Here is a 14,567-nt window from a genome sequence, read left to right as displayed (position 1 = left end):
TTGCTGGCTGTTAAAGAGTTTATCTTATGCTGATCTAAAGGATATGTATGAGCCTTCTGAAGATAGAGATATATACTAAGCGTGAGCGAAATCAGGCAATTAGCGATCTGGTGGATGCTGTAAATAGTTCTGATGGATGGGTTTCTGGACACCAGCTTTTTTCTAATGTTGCAGCGTCAATCGCATTTGAGATCCCTTACGAAGGCCTGACGAGTTTTCTATCTAAATTGGAAGGATGTGATTTTACACCTCATATCGCTGAAGTACCGTTACCGAAGGGCAAAGAAATAAAAGGCACGATTGCGATAACCTTCATTCATGAAGAGCCTGATATGAAGCGCGATGTACCAGCTTTTGGTTAGATATTATTCTAAATCCAGTTTTTCCTTAGCGCCGACAGATAGCTGCTTTGCAGCTAGATAATCACCCTGAACTACTTCAATGTCGTGAACTCGAACGATCATGCCTTGCAGCTCCGGTGATCGGTCCATAATTCTCTTCACGATACCCCAGTTTTCCATCATGAAACTGGCACGTCCTTCCGCGAGTAGTTGAACCACACGGTCAACTTCAATGCCGCTTACTCTAAAGATGTTTTCTTCTTTAAAGCCAAATTCCAGCAGCATCTGGCAATTGCTGGTGTTGGTCTCGCACACCGCAAAATATTTGCCAGAAGTAATCTCGGCTTTACTGAGTTGGTTTGGGTTGGCCCCAACGTGGCCGAGTAAGTTGAAGCGGTGTTCATCAATTTTCTTAATCCAGATAAATTGATCTTCCCGAGGAGTGGTTCTGGTTAAGGGATAGATTAAGACATCTTCTGTGTTTTCAGTAAGATTATAAGCTCGGCTCCAGAGCATGGTTTCAATATCCAGATCCAGCCCTTTTGATTTAAGGAAGCTTTTAACTGCATCAGTTCTTGGGCCAGCTATGGGTTTCTGGGTTCTATCGGCTTCTATGGCTTCATAACCGCCGGACACTACTCGGATAGCATGCGTGGCTTCCTGAGCATCCAATCTATAAGACTGGAAGCTTAGGAAGGCGATAAGCACGATTTGAGAAATTGCTTTAAAATAACTGAGCAACATTTCTGATCCGATTAACCTGAGAATGATTCTGATAGTGCAGATTAATCGGATAGGCTTCAAGTTTTTTGTATAGGTAGTTTAATCTGAAATTATCTTATTCAGGTATATGGCATACCGCTTCGATATTGTTGCCGTCTGGGTCAAACACGAAAGCGCCAAAATAGTGCTCGTGATACATGGGACGAGGTCCAGGTGCACCGTTATCTTTGCCTCCAGCAGATAAGGCAGCTTCATAAAACGAGGATACGCTCGAGCGATTGTTGGCTGAAAAGGCGATATGACGGGGAGAGACAGGCTCCTTCACCTCTATAATCCAGTATGCAGGTTTACCTTCCGGTCCGAAAGCACACATACGGCGCCCGGGAAAATCCTGATCCCAATCAGCTTTCATTTCTGTTTGGATGCTATGGCCAAGTGCCTTGAAAGCAGTTTCATAAAAAGCCTTGGTTTTCTCATAGTCAGTTGCATAGGTACTTAAATGATCAAACATAAAATCCCCCTTCAATCACTTTACGTTACGTAAATATGCATTAGTTTGTTTGAAGAGGAAGTTTAGGGGGCTGTACAGGCATATGTAAATAACCTGCATTCAGTTCAGCTGACGGAAAGTGTCAGTATTGGAAATCTCTTATTGACATTAATGTTTATAATAGGCTTTATAAATTTAATGGAATCAATTAAAATGCTTTGCAGCGTTTCCGGGGAGTAAAACATGCAAAACAGAAATGCATCGCCAAGGGTTGCGATTATAGGTGCTGGTTTTTCTGGCATGTGTATGGCTATCAAGCTGAAAGAAGCTGGGTACACGAACATTAAAATGTTCGATAAAGCCGATGAAATTGGTGGTACATGGCGCGACAATACCTATCCCGGTGTAGCCTGTGATGTTCCTTCACACCTATACAGTTACAGCTTTGCCCCAAAAGCTGACTGGAGCAAAGTTTTCTCGCCAGGTGGTGAAATTCAAGAATATTGCCTTGGTGTTGCAAAAGAATATGGCCTTTATGATTATTTCGTGCCGGGGCATGAACTGGTCCATTCAGAATTCAAGGAAGGCGCATGGCATCTGGAATTTAAAAACGGCAACAAAGAAACATTTGATTTTGTTGTTAGCTGTATTGGTGGCCTTCATATTCCCAATTATCCGGATATCCCGGGGCATGAGAAATTTGACGGGGTAAGCTACCATTCTGCTGCATGGAACCATGACCATGATCTGACTGGCAAAAATGTTGCTATTATCGGTACCGCAGCGAGTGCTTTGCAGATTATCCCGAAAATCGTAGATAAGGTGAAACATCTGGATGTTTACCAGCGCACACCAAACTGGGTGATGCCGCGGGAAGATATGGAATATCCTGAAGAGAAAAAAGAGCAGTTTAAAAAATCTCCGCTCAGAGCAAAATTGCACCGCTTGTTTATCTATTCGCTTTTTGAAATGCGTTTCCCGATGTTCCGGGGCAATAAATGGATTGCGAATTATTCGAAGAAAATGGCAATGAAGCATCTGGAAGAGCAAGTACCAGACCCTGAATTACGTGCGAAGCTAACGCCAGATTTCCCAGTGGGCTGTAAACGTATTCTTGCTTCTAATACTTTTTATCCAGCACTTCAGCGAGATAATGTGGAACTGATTACCGAAGGCGTGGCTAAGATAACACCCAAAGGCATTACCTCGACAGAAGGAAAAAGCCGCAAGGTGGATACCATTATTTATGCCACTGGTTTCAAGCCTTTCAGTTTGTTCGATAGTCAGGAAGTAATTGGGCGAGACGGTTTGAAGCTAAGTGAATATTTCAAGGATGGTATCCGTGCACACCGCACACTTACAATGCCGGGTTTTCCAAATTATTTCACCATGCTTGGGCCCAATAGTGGGCTGGGACATAACAGTATTATTCTCATCATTGAGGCACAGGCCAAATACATTGTGAAATGCCTTGATGAGCTGAAGAAGAAAAACTGCACAACGATTGAGCCAACAGAAGAAGCTGCAAAAGCTTTTGACAATAAATTGCTTGACGACCTTAAAGGTACCGTGTGGCACGGCAGCTGTAAAAGCTGGTACAAAGATGAGGACGGCCGCATCTTCACACTGTGGCCGAGAGGGACTGTGAATTTCCGAAAAGAAATGAAGAAGGTGAAGCCAAGCGAGTATAAATTCGCAACATCCTAAGTAAAAGGCCGGTTTTCCGGCCTTTTTTATTCCATCTCGGAAATGAGTTCATTATAGCGGTTTCTTACATCCGCTTGTAAGCCTGCGCAGAAGCGCTTGTTACCGAAATCTGTTAGGAGTGCATCAAAGAGGCCGCGACGCCTGCCTACCTCAAACATTAGTACAGTGGTTGCCATATCGCCTACCAGTTCCATACGTGATTCCATAGTAATTTGCTGACTGATGCCCTCTAGCTGTTTTGCGATGGTTGATTTTCCAGCCATAACAGCAATTTTGAATGTGACATCGGTAGCGATGTCATTCAGCGCCTGATTATCCATGGTTTCATCTTCGCAGATAAGATTATAAGCCATTACTTGCGAGGCATCTTCGATAAGCCTTATGATCTGATCTTCTCTATTTGCAAGAATGTAAAGGTGATGCTCAGCTGCTAAGGACCGAACGAGCTGTGCTCGAGCTAGCATATGGTTGATGGATTTTTTGATTTGAGCTTGCTGATCTGGCTGTGCAGGTTGTGATGGAGCTTCTTGCGCACCGAGAGGGCTATTTAACGTGGTAATCGTAATTAGAGTTGCCAGAATGCTGATAAAGATAAAGTTTTTCATTGCGATCCCATTTAATAATCTGTAGCGAGTTTGACGAATAATTAGAAAAAAATAAAGGCCTATGAATGCTGGAAATTTTTGTTGATGCGGATGCCTGTCCTGTGAAGGAAGAGGTTTTAAAGGTTGCTTATAGGCATGATCTGGTTGTGCATTTGGTAAGCAACCAGTGGCTTAGGCTTCCTGTCGGTCCGAAAATCAACAAGGTGGTGGTTTCTGAAGGTTTTGATGCAGCGGATGATTGGATTGCAGAAAAAGCTGGTGACGGTGATATCTGCATAACAGGTGATATTCTACTGGCTTCTCGCTGTCTCGAAAAAGGCGCTACTGTTATCGGGCACGGTGGTAAACCTTTCACCGAGGATAATATCGGCATGGCAATTGCCATGAGAGAGCTGAAGTCTCAGCTTCGTGATATGGGGGAAGATAAAGGGTATAACGCTAGCTTTACCGGGAAAGATCGTTCCAGATTTTTAAGTGCCCTTGAAAGTTGGGCGCAAGAACAGCTGCGAAAACAACATTAAGCACTGATATCGATTTTCAGGCCTTTTCCCTGACCAGCCGATCCACCTGGGGCTGGTTCAACACGCACTTTGCTCTCTGGCACGGTTTGGATATCTAGCTTGGGTTTTCTTTGCGGTGTTACATCAAGGTTGATGGATGCGGGGCGTGCTTGGATTCCAGCATTTGAAGAAACAGTATTTACCATAATCTACTCTAAAAGCATGTGATTCTTATTTTTTACTCTTTTGCCAAATGTTGGGTGCGCTGTATAGATTTGCATAAAAATTTAATTATTTTTAATGTGAGGGCGCAGAAATTAATACGTTCACACAGTTTTAATCATTGGGGTTGTTAATTCCTATTGATCTGCAAAAAAAATGAGATTAACGGGCGCAATCTTTTTATTGCTAGGTGAAAGCTTATGTCAGGTTTTGAGGTTGGTTGGGAAGAATGGTTGGCGTTACCTAATTTAGGTTTGCCGGCGCTTAAGGCGAAGGTTGATACAGGGGCAAGAACATCTTCACTCCATGCGTTTACAATTCAGCCATTTGGTAGCGATGAAAAACCTAAGGTTCGCTTTGGTATTCATCCAATTCCAGATCGGCCGGATATTGAAGTTTATTGCTCTGCTGAACTTGTTGATCGTCGTGAAGTGACATCTTCTAATGGTCAGGCAGAACTGCGATATGTAATTGAAACACCTATCAGGATTGGAGATAAAGAATTTCCAATTCAAATCACTCTCGCGAACCGGGAAAACATGGCTTACCGCATGTTGTTGGGGCGCCAAGCGTTAGAAGAGGGTGTAGCAGGCGGTGTTGTTGCCGTTAAGCCTGATATGTCATGTCTGCAAGGTGAGCTTTCGTATGATCTCTATAAAGGATTAAGAAAAGCGAAACCTATCAAGCGGCCTCTGCATATCGCTGTGTTAACGCGGGAGCCAAACAATTATTCAAGCCAACGCGTGAAAGAAGAAGCGGAAGCTCGCGGGCATACTGTTGCTTTGGTCGATACAAGGCGTTGTTACCTTGATATCAAGAGCCATGCGCCAGAGGTGCACTATGACGGTGTGCCGCTACCAGCATTTGACGCGGTGGTCCCTAGGATTGGAGCTTCGCTTACATTTTACGGTATGGCGGTTGTCAGACAGTTTGAGGCTATGGGGGCCTATTGTTTGAATAGTGCTGCAGCCATTGGTGCATCAAGAGATAAGCTTCAAGCACATCAACTTTTGGCGCGTCATAAAATTCCTATGCCAACAACAGCTTTTGCAAGTTCCCCGAAAGATACTGATAGCCTTATTGATTTGGTTGGTGGATCACCTCTGGTGGTTAAGCTTCTACAAAGTACACAAGGGCGTGGCGTTGTTCTTGCTGAAACAAAGAAGGCAGGGGAAGCGGTAATTAGTGCTTTTCAAGGCCTTGACGCCAATTTTCTGGTTCAGGAGTTTGTGAAAGAAGCCGCGGGGCAGGACCTGAGATGTTTTGTTGTTGGTAAGCGCGTTGTGGCTAGCATGATCCGTAAAAGTGAAGACGGGGATTACCGTTCTAATCTACACCGGGGAGGTAGCGCAAAATCGGTGAGAATCTCTAAAGCTGAACGGGAAATTGCTGTGAAAGCAGCTCGTGTGATGGGATTGGAAGTAGCAGGGGTCGATCTGTTGCGAACGAACTCTGGTCCAGCTGTTCTTGAGGTGAATAGTTCTCCCGGTCTGGAAGGGATAGAGAAAGCTTCCAAAAAGGATGTGGCAGCGAAAATTATTGATCATATTGAAGCGAATGTGCGGCCAATTGTAGGTTCACTTCGCACAAAAAAATAAACTTAGTCTTTAGGTAACCATGTTTGGAGGAAGGCAATACTATTGCCTCCCATTACCTTGCGGATATCTTCTTTGCTGACATTAAGTTTTAGAAGTTCTGCGGTGATATGGGGAACCATATTACTTGGGATCGCTTGTACAGAACCATCCCAGTCAGAACCCAATGCAATATGATCTGCGCCTACAAGCTCAATGCCGTATTTGATGGTTTTAGCAATGCCAGCGGGTGTTGGATCACATACTGCCGTTTCCCAGAAACCGATGGCGATCAAGCCTCCTTTGGCGGCAATAGCTTTCATCAGATCATCAGAAAAATTACGAGGGGTATCGCATGCGCCTTTGAGGCCAGTATGAGATACAACGGGCGGCCTACTGGAAAGGGAGAGTACATCATATGCCATTTGCTCTGAGGCATGGGCTAGATCAATGATAATTTCCAGTTCATCAAAGCGCTTAACGGCCGCTTTTCCAAAATCGGTTAATCCCGCTTTGCTGGTACCGTGGAGCGAGCCGCCCAGAGCATTATCAAAAAAATGAGTAAGCCCAAACATGCGGAAGCCAGCATTATACATGCGGTCTATATTGTTGATGTTGTTCTCTAGGGGGTGAGAACCTTCGGTACCAAGCAATACCGCAACACCGCCACCGTTACTGTTCAGGTAAGTTTTGAAATCTTTTTGGTTGCGAATCCACTTAAGCTGCCCCTCTGACTCAACAACATAATCAGTCAACTTATCAGATTGATATAATGCGCGTTCCAGAAGACTGTTGATAGTTGATAGAGGCCAGCCCTGAACAGCGGCTAACATGGTGATATTGTCAAAGGTATCGGCATTGTTGGAATGCACATTCTGGCCAGACGGAGACTTAGTAACTGTCGTAAGCATTTGTATGCTGATGTTACCTTCTTTCAGACGCGGTAAATCTACCAATCCATAGTCATTCCGCTTCAGGAAATTTCTGTTCCAGAGCAGGCTATCTGCATGCCAATCCATGACCGTAAGACCATCATGAAATGCTTGGGCCTCTGCTGATATCGGGGGTGCATTATACTCAAGGAAGGGGTTGAGTTTACTATCAATTGCTTTTGGTCCAAAGATACGACCAGCACCATATGCTAGCAGTAAAATAACAACTAGACCTATCGATAGTTTTTTCAGCAGCTTCATGATCTATCCCCCGATTTGTTACCTGTAACTGTATGGTACTTTTTATACGCGGCAAGAAAAAAGGGGGCTGAAAGCCCCCAAGTTGGTTACAGAAGTATAAATTCCTGATTAATTAGTATTGGTTTCCGGTGTCCTTGGTGCAGGTGCAGGGCGTACTGAACTGCGTGGTTGAACCGCCGGACGAGGAGCCTGTACTGGCTTCTTGGATAATTGTATTTGGTTCATACTTACTTCTAGTTCAGCAAGCGCACCTGCTAAGTTGCCAATGTGATCTCTTAGGCCGGACTGTTCATTAAGAAGACGATCATATTCCAGGAACTTTTCTTCTTGTTCGGCCAAGAACTTTTCAAGTTCTTTTTCATTTTTTGAACGATTTAACTGCCCTTTATCGAGTTCTTTCTTGAGCCGTTCAGCTTCCTTCATAACGCGGTTCATTTCCCGCTCGACTTCTCTTTGTTCTCTGACCAGTTGGCGTTGAACATCACGTAATTCACGAAGTTGGGTGCGCCATTCATTATTCGCGGCACGAGCGGCGCGTACGGCTCTTTCTTTATCAGCCTTTCCTGCAACCAAACGTCTCTCATGGTCGCTACCAATGGTGTCGATAGCTTCTTCCATGGCTTCACTTAGCTGGCGCGAAGACGGCATTTGGCGCTTGATTTTGCTTAAGATCAGACGTTTTTCGTAATCACTATCGATTAGTGCAGCTGCTTCAATCACCTTGAGCCAATCGTTTACGCCCAATTTGTTATGCTGAATGAGAGTGCTTAGAAGAAGGCGTTTCTCGTAATCACTGTCCATGGTCTCAAAAGCTGCCTCCAAAGTAAGGTTTATACCCTTAGAAGTTAGGCTACCGTTTTTGAGAGCCTCAGAGAGAAGAAGGCGCATTTCATAGTCGCTATCAATCTGTTTTGCGGCAACCTCGATAAGTTTTTCAATGTTATCTTTATTAACGGTTTGGCTATCCAGAACTTGTGCCAGCATCAAACGAAGTTCATAGTCGCTGTCGATGTCAGATGCTAAATCAATGAGATTGCGGATATTTTTATCATCCATGTCAAAACGCTTGATAAAAGTATCTGCTAGCAAGCGTTTTTCATAGTCGCTATCAATCGCCTTAGCGGCCTTAATGATTTTTGGCAGCATGCTTGATGGAATGTTATTCTCGGAACGAAGTAAGCCAGAGAAAGCAAGGCGCATTTCATAATCGCTCTCTATCTTTGAAGTGGCCTTAATGAGATCAGAAACTTCACCTGATTTCAGTTTCGCTGTTGCTGCAAGGCCAGAGATGTAAAGACGGCGCACATAGTCAGTTTCAAAACCATTGATTTCCTTAATAACGGCTTTGGCGCCTTTGGCTTTCACCAGATATTTGATGCGTTCTTTTGCTTCAAAACCATATGAATATAGTTTTTCCAGGCTGGTGTTTAGCCATTTTTGGCCCTTTGCATCAAACTTGGTTTTGTCGCCATCAACCCAGTATGTTACCGAGCGATCGCCCCCGACGTTCTTGATGCGGATTTTTCTTTCATCACCGTTTTTATCTTCCGATTTCAGGGTGAATTGACCACCGTTAACAACAGAAATAGTGTTGTCTTTATGATCAATGGAAAATCCTTTTTTCCACTGTACATTGATGCGGTCTTTACCATCATGCCAATTCATATTACCTGAATCGCGTTTGCGATCAAAGGTGATGCCGCGTTTGCCACCTTCAAGGCTAATAGCTGAGATGTCACCAGCGTTAGCAGTTGCTACAGCAATTTCAGGAGCCTTGATCTCAAAGGTTTTCAGTTCGCCCAGATTAGGTTCTGGATTATCGCGTGTTAATAGGTAGTTTGGCTCTAGTGGTTCAAACGTATTGAACTCACTATTGCCTGCGCCTGCGAATTGGATGCTTGGTATCCCCAAGCTCAGACCAATTACGCCTACGCTTACAAACGCTTTTGCAGATTTAGCGCTTGTTTTGAATGGAGTGTCTTCTGCTTTCAGAAGACGCTCCACTCGGTGCCTCAGGATTGACTTGTTTCCAGCCATTGCTAATCCCCATTCTATGTGTCGTGTCTCATGTATTTTTGTGGCGCATGTATATAGTGCGTTTGCTACTGAACGGCTGCTTTGAATACGGCTTGCTGCCCATTCATCTGCGGCTAGTTCTGCAATATCTGTCAACCGCTTGCGCGCCAGTAAAAATAGCGGTTGAAAGAAAAAGAAGCGGGTTAAAAGCTGAAGGGCGATCAGCATTTGCGGATCTTTTCTCAGCATATGCCCAATTTCGTGTGCTAAAAGACTTTTAAACTCATCTCGTGGCATTGTTTCAAAAGCCCAGTCAGGCAAGCAAATTTCACGCTTTGGTAGGCATACCGGACTGTTAATATCACTTGATTTGCTTAGATAAGGAACGTGTTTGATGTCAGCTTCTTCGCAGATTTCACGAAGAACAAGATTGGCATTCTCTTCAGCGCCCACACGAACGCGGCTACCCAGATTGTGAATGGCACTGCGGTACCCAAGCAGAAGGCCCATTACAGCAAGTAAGCCAAGCACAATCCAGGTCACGGCCGCTAAATCAATCGTTCTCAATTCATAAAAAGATGTACGGATTTCTTCTGGAGCTGCTTCCTGAATAGGCGGTGTATCTTGAATAGGTTTTGTAGGAGCAGGGAACAAGTTACGCTGCTCCTCCAGGATTGTAGCGTCCAGTTTTTCTTGTGCTGTCTGCTTTTCCTCTAATGCTCCAATACCAGAAGATTGCATTGTAGAAATTTCTAGAAGAGGACGACGTTCCGCAATGTCGCCCGCGATTTCCACCATGTTTCTGTCGTTGATAACGACTTCTGGAGAAATTAGATTTGTAAAAGGTAAAACAGCAATAAACGAACCGGCAATAGCTGCTTTCCAGGCTCTCTCCGCTAGATCCGGTGTGTTGATGAGCCTGATTTTTTCCATCACCCAAACTAGAAGTAAAAGAGTAGAGCTTGCGATCATGAATTTGACAAGCAGATCAAACAGTGGAAAGTCCATAAAGAAATCAAGCATCTTTTTTACCCCCATCTAACAGTGATTTTATATCATCTAGTTCAGATTTATGAATGTCACCTTCGCTCACCAGATGAGCTAATAAGGCTTTGCTATCGCCTTTGAAGAGTGTGGAAATCAGGTTAGAGACCATTGAACGTTTTACATCCCCATCGGTGATTAGAGCTTTATATACCCTTTGGCGTCCCTCAGTACGTGAGGAGAGTACTTCACGCTTCTCTAGTCTCGACAGGATTGTACCAATCGTGGTGTGTGCCAAGCCTAGATTTGACAACTTCGCCTGTACATCTCGGGCTGAGCCTTCTCCCATACTCCAGAGAGCTTGTACAACCTGATACTGCTGCTCGCTTAGCTTAATGTTACCTGCCACTTTATTTCTCCACTACTACATGTGTAGGAGAATAGATACTACAGGTGTAGTAGTAAGGCAAGCGTAAAATTTCTATTCAGAGATGAAGCGCTGGTATTCATCGTTGTAGACCGATTAAATACTTGAAATAGCTGATTTCTTCAATAAGGTACCCATGGGGAAAAGAGAGGGACTGGAATGACGTTGGATCTACCTACGTTATCTTTTGCTGTAACTATAGTTATGGCATTGTCAGCGTTTATCTTGTGTGCGCATTGGTTGGTCAATAAACATATCGAAGGGCTTGGGGGAGCTGCTTTAGGTATGTTGTTAGCCGCTATTGGCGTTCCTCTTCTTGTTTTTGCTTCGCTCCCTGCATCAGAATTATTATCCTTTACTGGCCAACTGCTTGTTATGACTGGATTTGGTGCTATCTGGCTGGGCACTGCTGCCTTCTGGAAAAAGGGGTGTAGAAGCAGAAGGAGACTTCTCTATATTTTTATTGCTCTTGGTGCGTCTGTTTTAGCCAAAAGTATCCTTGACCCTAATAAGGCAGGTGAGGATTTATACACCATCTATTGGTTGACAGCACTATTTGCATTAGCAACCGTGTTAGTAACAGTCAGGGCCTTGGGTGGCCTAAAAATGGTATATAAAGGGATGATAAGAAGAACGGCCATTGGCGCTGTTCTGGTTATTTTATTATTTACTGCTCACGGTACTTATATGTTTGGTGTCGGTGTCGTTAATTTTATAGGGCAAGAGGCGCTTTTGCAGGCCTATAATTTCTCCGTCATCACTCGGATAGAGCTAATTCTCTTTTCCATTTCTTATGCTTTGATAATGATAATAATCACGGCTGAGAAGTTGCAAGGGCAGTTACGCACTCAGCAAATGATAGACCCGTTAACAGGTGCTTTAAACAGAAGTTGTTTTCTGGAGGTTATGCGGGCCACCGTTGCAAGAGCAAAGCGTTATAGCGAACCTGTTTCTATTATAATGCTGGATATCGATCGGTTCAAACGCGTTAATTTGGAACATGGCCGCGCGGCAGGAGATCAACTGCTGAGAGATCTGACCTCACTCATTATGCAAAAGCGTCGTGCACAAGATGTGATCTGCCGCTTCAGTGGTGAAGAGTTCATTTTGATGATGCCACACACCAAAGAAGAAGGTGTGAAGATGGTCGCTGAACGGATACGCCATAAGATAGCTGCCGCAGCGTTCTCTACACCAAAAGGTATTCCAGTGAGTTTAACAGTAAGTGTTGGCACTGTTACTGCTCGTGGTGATGACCTTGAGGTGGACGGTATGTTGGATATGGTAGATAGAAGAATGCACCATGCCCAACAATTACATTTTGATAGTGTAGAAAGCGTGGGTGGCTGAATTAGAGCCGCTCCACCTCAAAGCAGCCTATTGAATAACTGGCACCAAACGAGCAAATCAAGCCCAAGTCACCTGTTTTAAAATCACTCTTGTATTTATCAAAAGCAATCATGCAGCCAGCCCCAGCGGTATTTGCATATTCATCGAGAATAATTGGTGCTTCATCCTGGCTTGGTTCTTTGCCCAGTAGTTTCTTGGTCGCAAAGATATTCATGTTGATATTCGCCTGATGGAGCCAGAAGCGCTTGTAGTCTTCAACTGTGCGTTCGTTCTTCTCTAAATACCCATTTACCAGGTCAATTACCTTTGGCAATAGTTCCCGGAAAACGACGCGGCCGTTCTGCTTAAAACGGTATTTTGGATCAGAAATATCTTCCGGCACCAGAAGATTACGAGTACCAAACGTTACCTGAATGTTTGGGGAGTATTCCGTAAACAACTTGCGATCATTAATACGGAAAGCTGTTTCTGATTTTGTTTCGGTTTCTCGTTCAAGAACAATCGCGACAGCACAATCACCGAAAATGAAATGGCTATCACGGTCTTCATAATCCATTACCGGCGTGAGGTATTCCGCTGTTACAACAAGTGCTTTATTAGCCATGCCTGATTGCAGTGCATCGCATGCGGTAGAGATGCCAAATGTGGCGCTGGAACAGGCCATGCCCATATCAAAAGCGAAGCCTTTTGCGCCGATCATTGATTGTAGCTCACAAGCCATGGAAGGTAGGAAGCGTTCCCAAACAGAGGCAGAGATGATAACCATATCAATCTCTTCACCTTTTAACTTGGCTTCCTTAAGCGCTTTTTCAGCAGCCGCGAATGCCATCTTAACCTGGGCAGGTGTATCAACCGGATTTTCAGGCGCTTGTTCAGAGAGATTAGGGTGCATGCGGCTAACGTCGATAGCACCTTTACCTTCCATCATGTAACGGCTCTTAATGCCGGACGCTTTTTCAATGAAAGGTACTGAGGAGGGCTGTTTTTCTACCGCGTCACCAGAAGCAATCGCTTCGGCGTTATCTGCGTTCCAGTTTTCTGCGTAAGCATTATAACTTTCAACCAGCTGTTCGTTGGATACAACATTTGGCGGCGTAAACACGCCGGTGCCGCTAATAACAACCCCACCCATAATATGTCCCTTTTATTGGCTTTTTAGCCTTGCTTGTTTTTAAAGTTTTTCAACGAGCAAGCTACCGATTGAATAGCCTGCACCGAAAGAGCAGATAATACCTTTATCGCCAGACTTTAGATCAGCGCGGTTTTTATGGAAAGCCACAATTGAGCCAGCGCCAGCTGTATTACCGTATTCATCGAGTACGGTTGGGGCTTCATCAGTTTCTGGTTCGCGGCCTAGCAGTTTTTTAGCAGCAAACATATTCATGTTGATATTGGCTTGGTGTAGCCACATGCGGTTCAGGTCTGAAACCTTCAGGCCCTCGGCTTCCAACTGTGTCGAGATAAATTCTGTTACAAGCGGTAAAAGCTCTTTGAATACTTTGCGGCCTTCCTGAACAAAGAACATGTCTTTGCGTAGCATGCTGTTATCATCAATACGTGTTAGTGGGCCATAATGAGAGCGAATGTTGCTGGAGAACTGTGTTTCAGCTTTTGTGCCAGTGATTTTCCACTGGTCGTTCCCTTTAGCAAGATCGGCGCGCTCCAGAACAACCGCAGTAGCGATATCACCAAAGATGAAATGGCTGTCACGATCCCGGTAATTCACCATGGTTGAGAAAATCTCTGGGTTCACCATGAGAACCCGGTCAGCCATTCCTGATTTAATGGCATTAACACCAGCAAGCAGACCATATGTGGCACTTGAACAGCCCATAACCATATCAAGGGCTGAACCACCAGTGCCTAGATGGTGTTGCACTTCGATGCCGATTGCCGGGAAGGCGCGCTGCATAACAGCTGATGAACAGATAAGATGATCAATGTCACCAGCATCAATACCCGCAGCTTCAATAGCCATTTTAGCGGCAGCAATACCCATTTCAGCTTGAATACACGGTTTGTCTTGATCGCCGTGAGCTTCTTCAGGAAGCTTGGACATCATACGGTTCAAATCCATCACGCCTTCAACTTCAATCATGTGGCGGGATTTAATGCCTGATGCTTTTTCAATGAAAGCCGCGCTTGAGTGTTGTTTGGCAGTTACGAGGCCTGCTTCAATATCTGCGGCATTTTCTGCATTAAACTGGTCAACATGGTCGTTAAAAGCGGCAACCAATTCTTCGTTCGTTATTTTATTTTCCGGTACAAATACACCTGTACCTGAAATAACTACATCAACCATGTTCCATATTCCCTCAAACTCGAAGGCTCGAAATATTTCAAGCGTGTTACATTGGCGCACAGATATACTGCCTTTTCGCCATTCCGCCAACAGTTCATTCACCTGATTGTGAGGAAACAAAAATATCCTTAGT

At 44.4% G+C, this 14,567-nt stretch carries 14 protein-coding genes; 5 read left to right on the top strand and 9 right to left on the bottom strand.

Going from position 1 to position 14,567, the window contains the following annotated elements; translation table 11 throughout:
- The first annotated feature begins 47 nt into the window (after positions 1-47).
- A complete protein-coding gene (locus KFE96_RS14615; RefSeq protein WP_255833295.1) occupies positions 48-362 on the top strand; it encodes a hypothetical protein in 315 nt (104 codons plus the stop codon).
- A gap of 3 nt (positions 363-365) precedes the next feature.
- Here KFE96_RS14615 and KFE96_RS14610 read toward each other — a convergent pair whose 3' ends face one another.
- Positions 366-1,085 (bottom strand): hypothetical protein, encoded by a 720-nt coding sequence (locus KFE96_RS14610; RefSeq protein ID WP_255833294.1) that lies wholly within the window; start codon positions 1,083-1,085, stop codon positions 366-368.
- A gap of 94 nt (positions 1,086-1,179) precedes the next feature.
- Positions 1,180-1,575, bottom strand: coding sequence for a VOC family protein (locus KFE96_RS14605; protein WP_255833292.1), 396 nt, complete (start codon positions 1,573-1,575; stop codon positions 1,180-1,182).
- A 222-nt stretch (positions 1,576-1,797) separates the two neighbouring features.
- Here KFE96_RS14605 and KFE96_RS14600 point away from each other — a divergent pair, with 222 nt between their 5' ends.
- Positions 1,798-3,261: an NAD(P)/FAD-dependent oxidoreductase gene (locus KFE96_RS14600; protein WP_255833291.1), complete on the top strand. Its 1,464-nt coding sequence runs from the start codon at positions 1,798-1,800 to the stop codon at positions 3,259-3,261.
- A 26-nt stretch (positions 3,262-3,287) separates the two neighbouring features.
- Here the strand turns inward: KFE96_RS14600 and KFE96_RS14595 are convergent, their stop codons facing one another.
- The gene (locus tag KFE96_RS14595) at positions 3,288-3,866 is read right to left on the bottom strand and encodes a hypothetical protein (protein WP_255833290.1); all 579 of its coding nucleotides are present in this window, start codon (positions 3,864-3,866) and stop codon (positions 3,288-3,290) included.
- Between the two features lie 65 nt (positions 3,867-3,931).
- On the opposite strand from KFE96_RS14595, the gene KFE96_RS14590 reads away from it, so the two are divergent.
- Entirely contained in the window at positions 3,932-4,387 is a 456-nt protein-coding gene (locus KFE96_RS14590; protein ID WP_255833289.1) for a YaiI/YqxD family protein, read from the top strand.
- Here KFE96_RS14590 and KFE96_RS14585 read toward each other — a convergent pair.
- Positions 4,384-4,572: a hypothetical protein gene (locus KFE96_RS14585; protein ID WP_247016364.1), complete on the bottom strand. Its 189-nt coding sequence runs from the start codon at positions 4,570-4,572 to the stop codon at positions 4,384-4,386. The genes KFE96_RS14590 and KFE96_RS14585 overlap by 4 nt on opposite strands.
- 216 nt (positions 4,573-4,788) lie before the next feature.
- On the opposite strand from KFE96_RS14585, the gene rimK reads away from it, so the two are divergent.
- Positions 4,789-6,186, top strand: a complete 1,398-nt coding sequence (gene rimK / locus KFE96_RS14580) for a 30S ribosomal protein S6--L-glutamate ligase (protein ID WP_247016362.1) — start codon at positions 4,789-4,791, stop codon at positions 6,184-6,186.
- Positions 6,187-6,188: 2 nt separating this feature from the next.
- Here rimK and KFE96_RS14575 read toward each other — a convergent pair whose 3' ends face one another.
- The 3 genes from KFE96_RS14575 to KFE96_RS14565 all read right to left on the bottom strand — a co-directional run bounded on the left by KFE96_RS14575 (position 6,189) and on the right by KFE96_RS14565 (position 10,764).
- Positions 6,189-7,355: a dipeptidase gene (locus tag KFE96_RS14575; RefSeq protein ID WP_255833288.1), complete on the bottom strand. Its 1,167-nt coding sequence runs from the start codon at positions 7,353-7,355 to the stop codon at positions 6,189-6,191.
- Between the two features lie 108 nt (positions 7,356-7,463).
- Positions 7,464-10,394, bottom strand: coding sequence for a M56 family metallopeptidase (locus KFE96_RS14570; protein ID WP_255833287.1), 2,931 nt, complete (start codon positions 10,392-10,394; stop codon positions 7,464-7,466).
- Positions 10,387-10,764 carry a BlaI/MecI/CopY family transcriptional regulator gene (locus tag KFE96_RS14565; RefSeq protein WP_247016356.1) on the bottom strand — a complete coding sequence of 126 codons (378 nt, stop codon included), beginning with the start codon at positions 10,762-10,764 and terminating at the stop codon, positions 10,387-10,389. Before KFE96_RS14565 ends, KFE96_RS14570 begins: the two co-directional genes overlap by 8 nt.
- A 177-nt stretch (positions 10,765-10,941) precedes the next feature.
- On the opposite strand from KFE96_RS14565, the gene KFE96_RS14560 reads away from it, so the two are divergent.
- Positions 10,942-12,132: a GGDEF domain-containing protein gene (locus KFE96_RS14560; protein WP_255833286.1), complete on the top strand. Its 1,191-nt coding sequence runs from the start codon at positions 10,942-10,944 to the stop codon at positions 12,130-12,132.
- Between the two features lies 1 nt (position 12,133).
- Here KFE96_RS14560 and KFE96_RS14555 read toward each other — a convergent pair whose 3' ends face one another.
- Positions 12,134-13,264, bottom strand: coding sequence for a beta-ketoacyl-ACP synthase III (locus KFE96_RS14555; protein ID WP_255833285.1), 1,131 nt, complete (start codon positions 13,262-13,264; stop codon positions 12,134-12,136).
- Positions 13,265-13,303: 39 nt separating this feature from the next.
- Positions 13,304-14,434, bottom strand: a complete 1,131-nt coding sequence (locus tag KFE96_RS14550; RefSeq protein ID WP_247016350.1) for a beta-ketoacyl-ACP synthase III — start codon at positions 14,432-14,434, stop codon at positions 13,304-13,306.
- Positions 14,435-14,567 lie beyond the last annotated feature (133 nt).

The organism is Kordiimonas sp. SCSIO 12603, assembly GCF_024398035.1.
GTDB lineage: Bacteria > Pseudomonadota > Alphaproteobacteria > Sphingomonadales > Kordiimonadaceae > Kordiimonas.
Note: the sequence above shows the minus strand (reverse complement) of the source record. Positions and strands in the feature narration are given on the sequence as shown.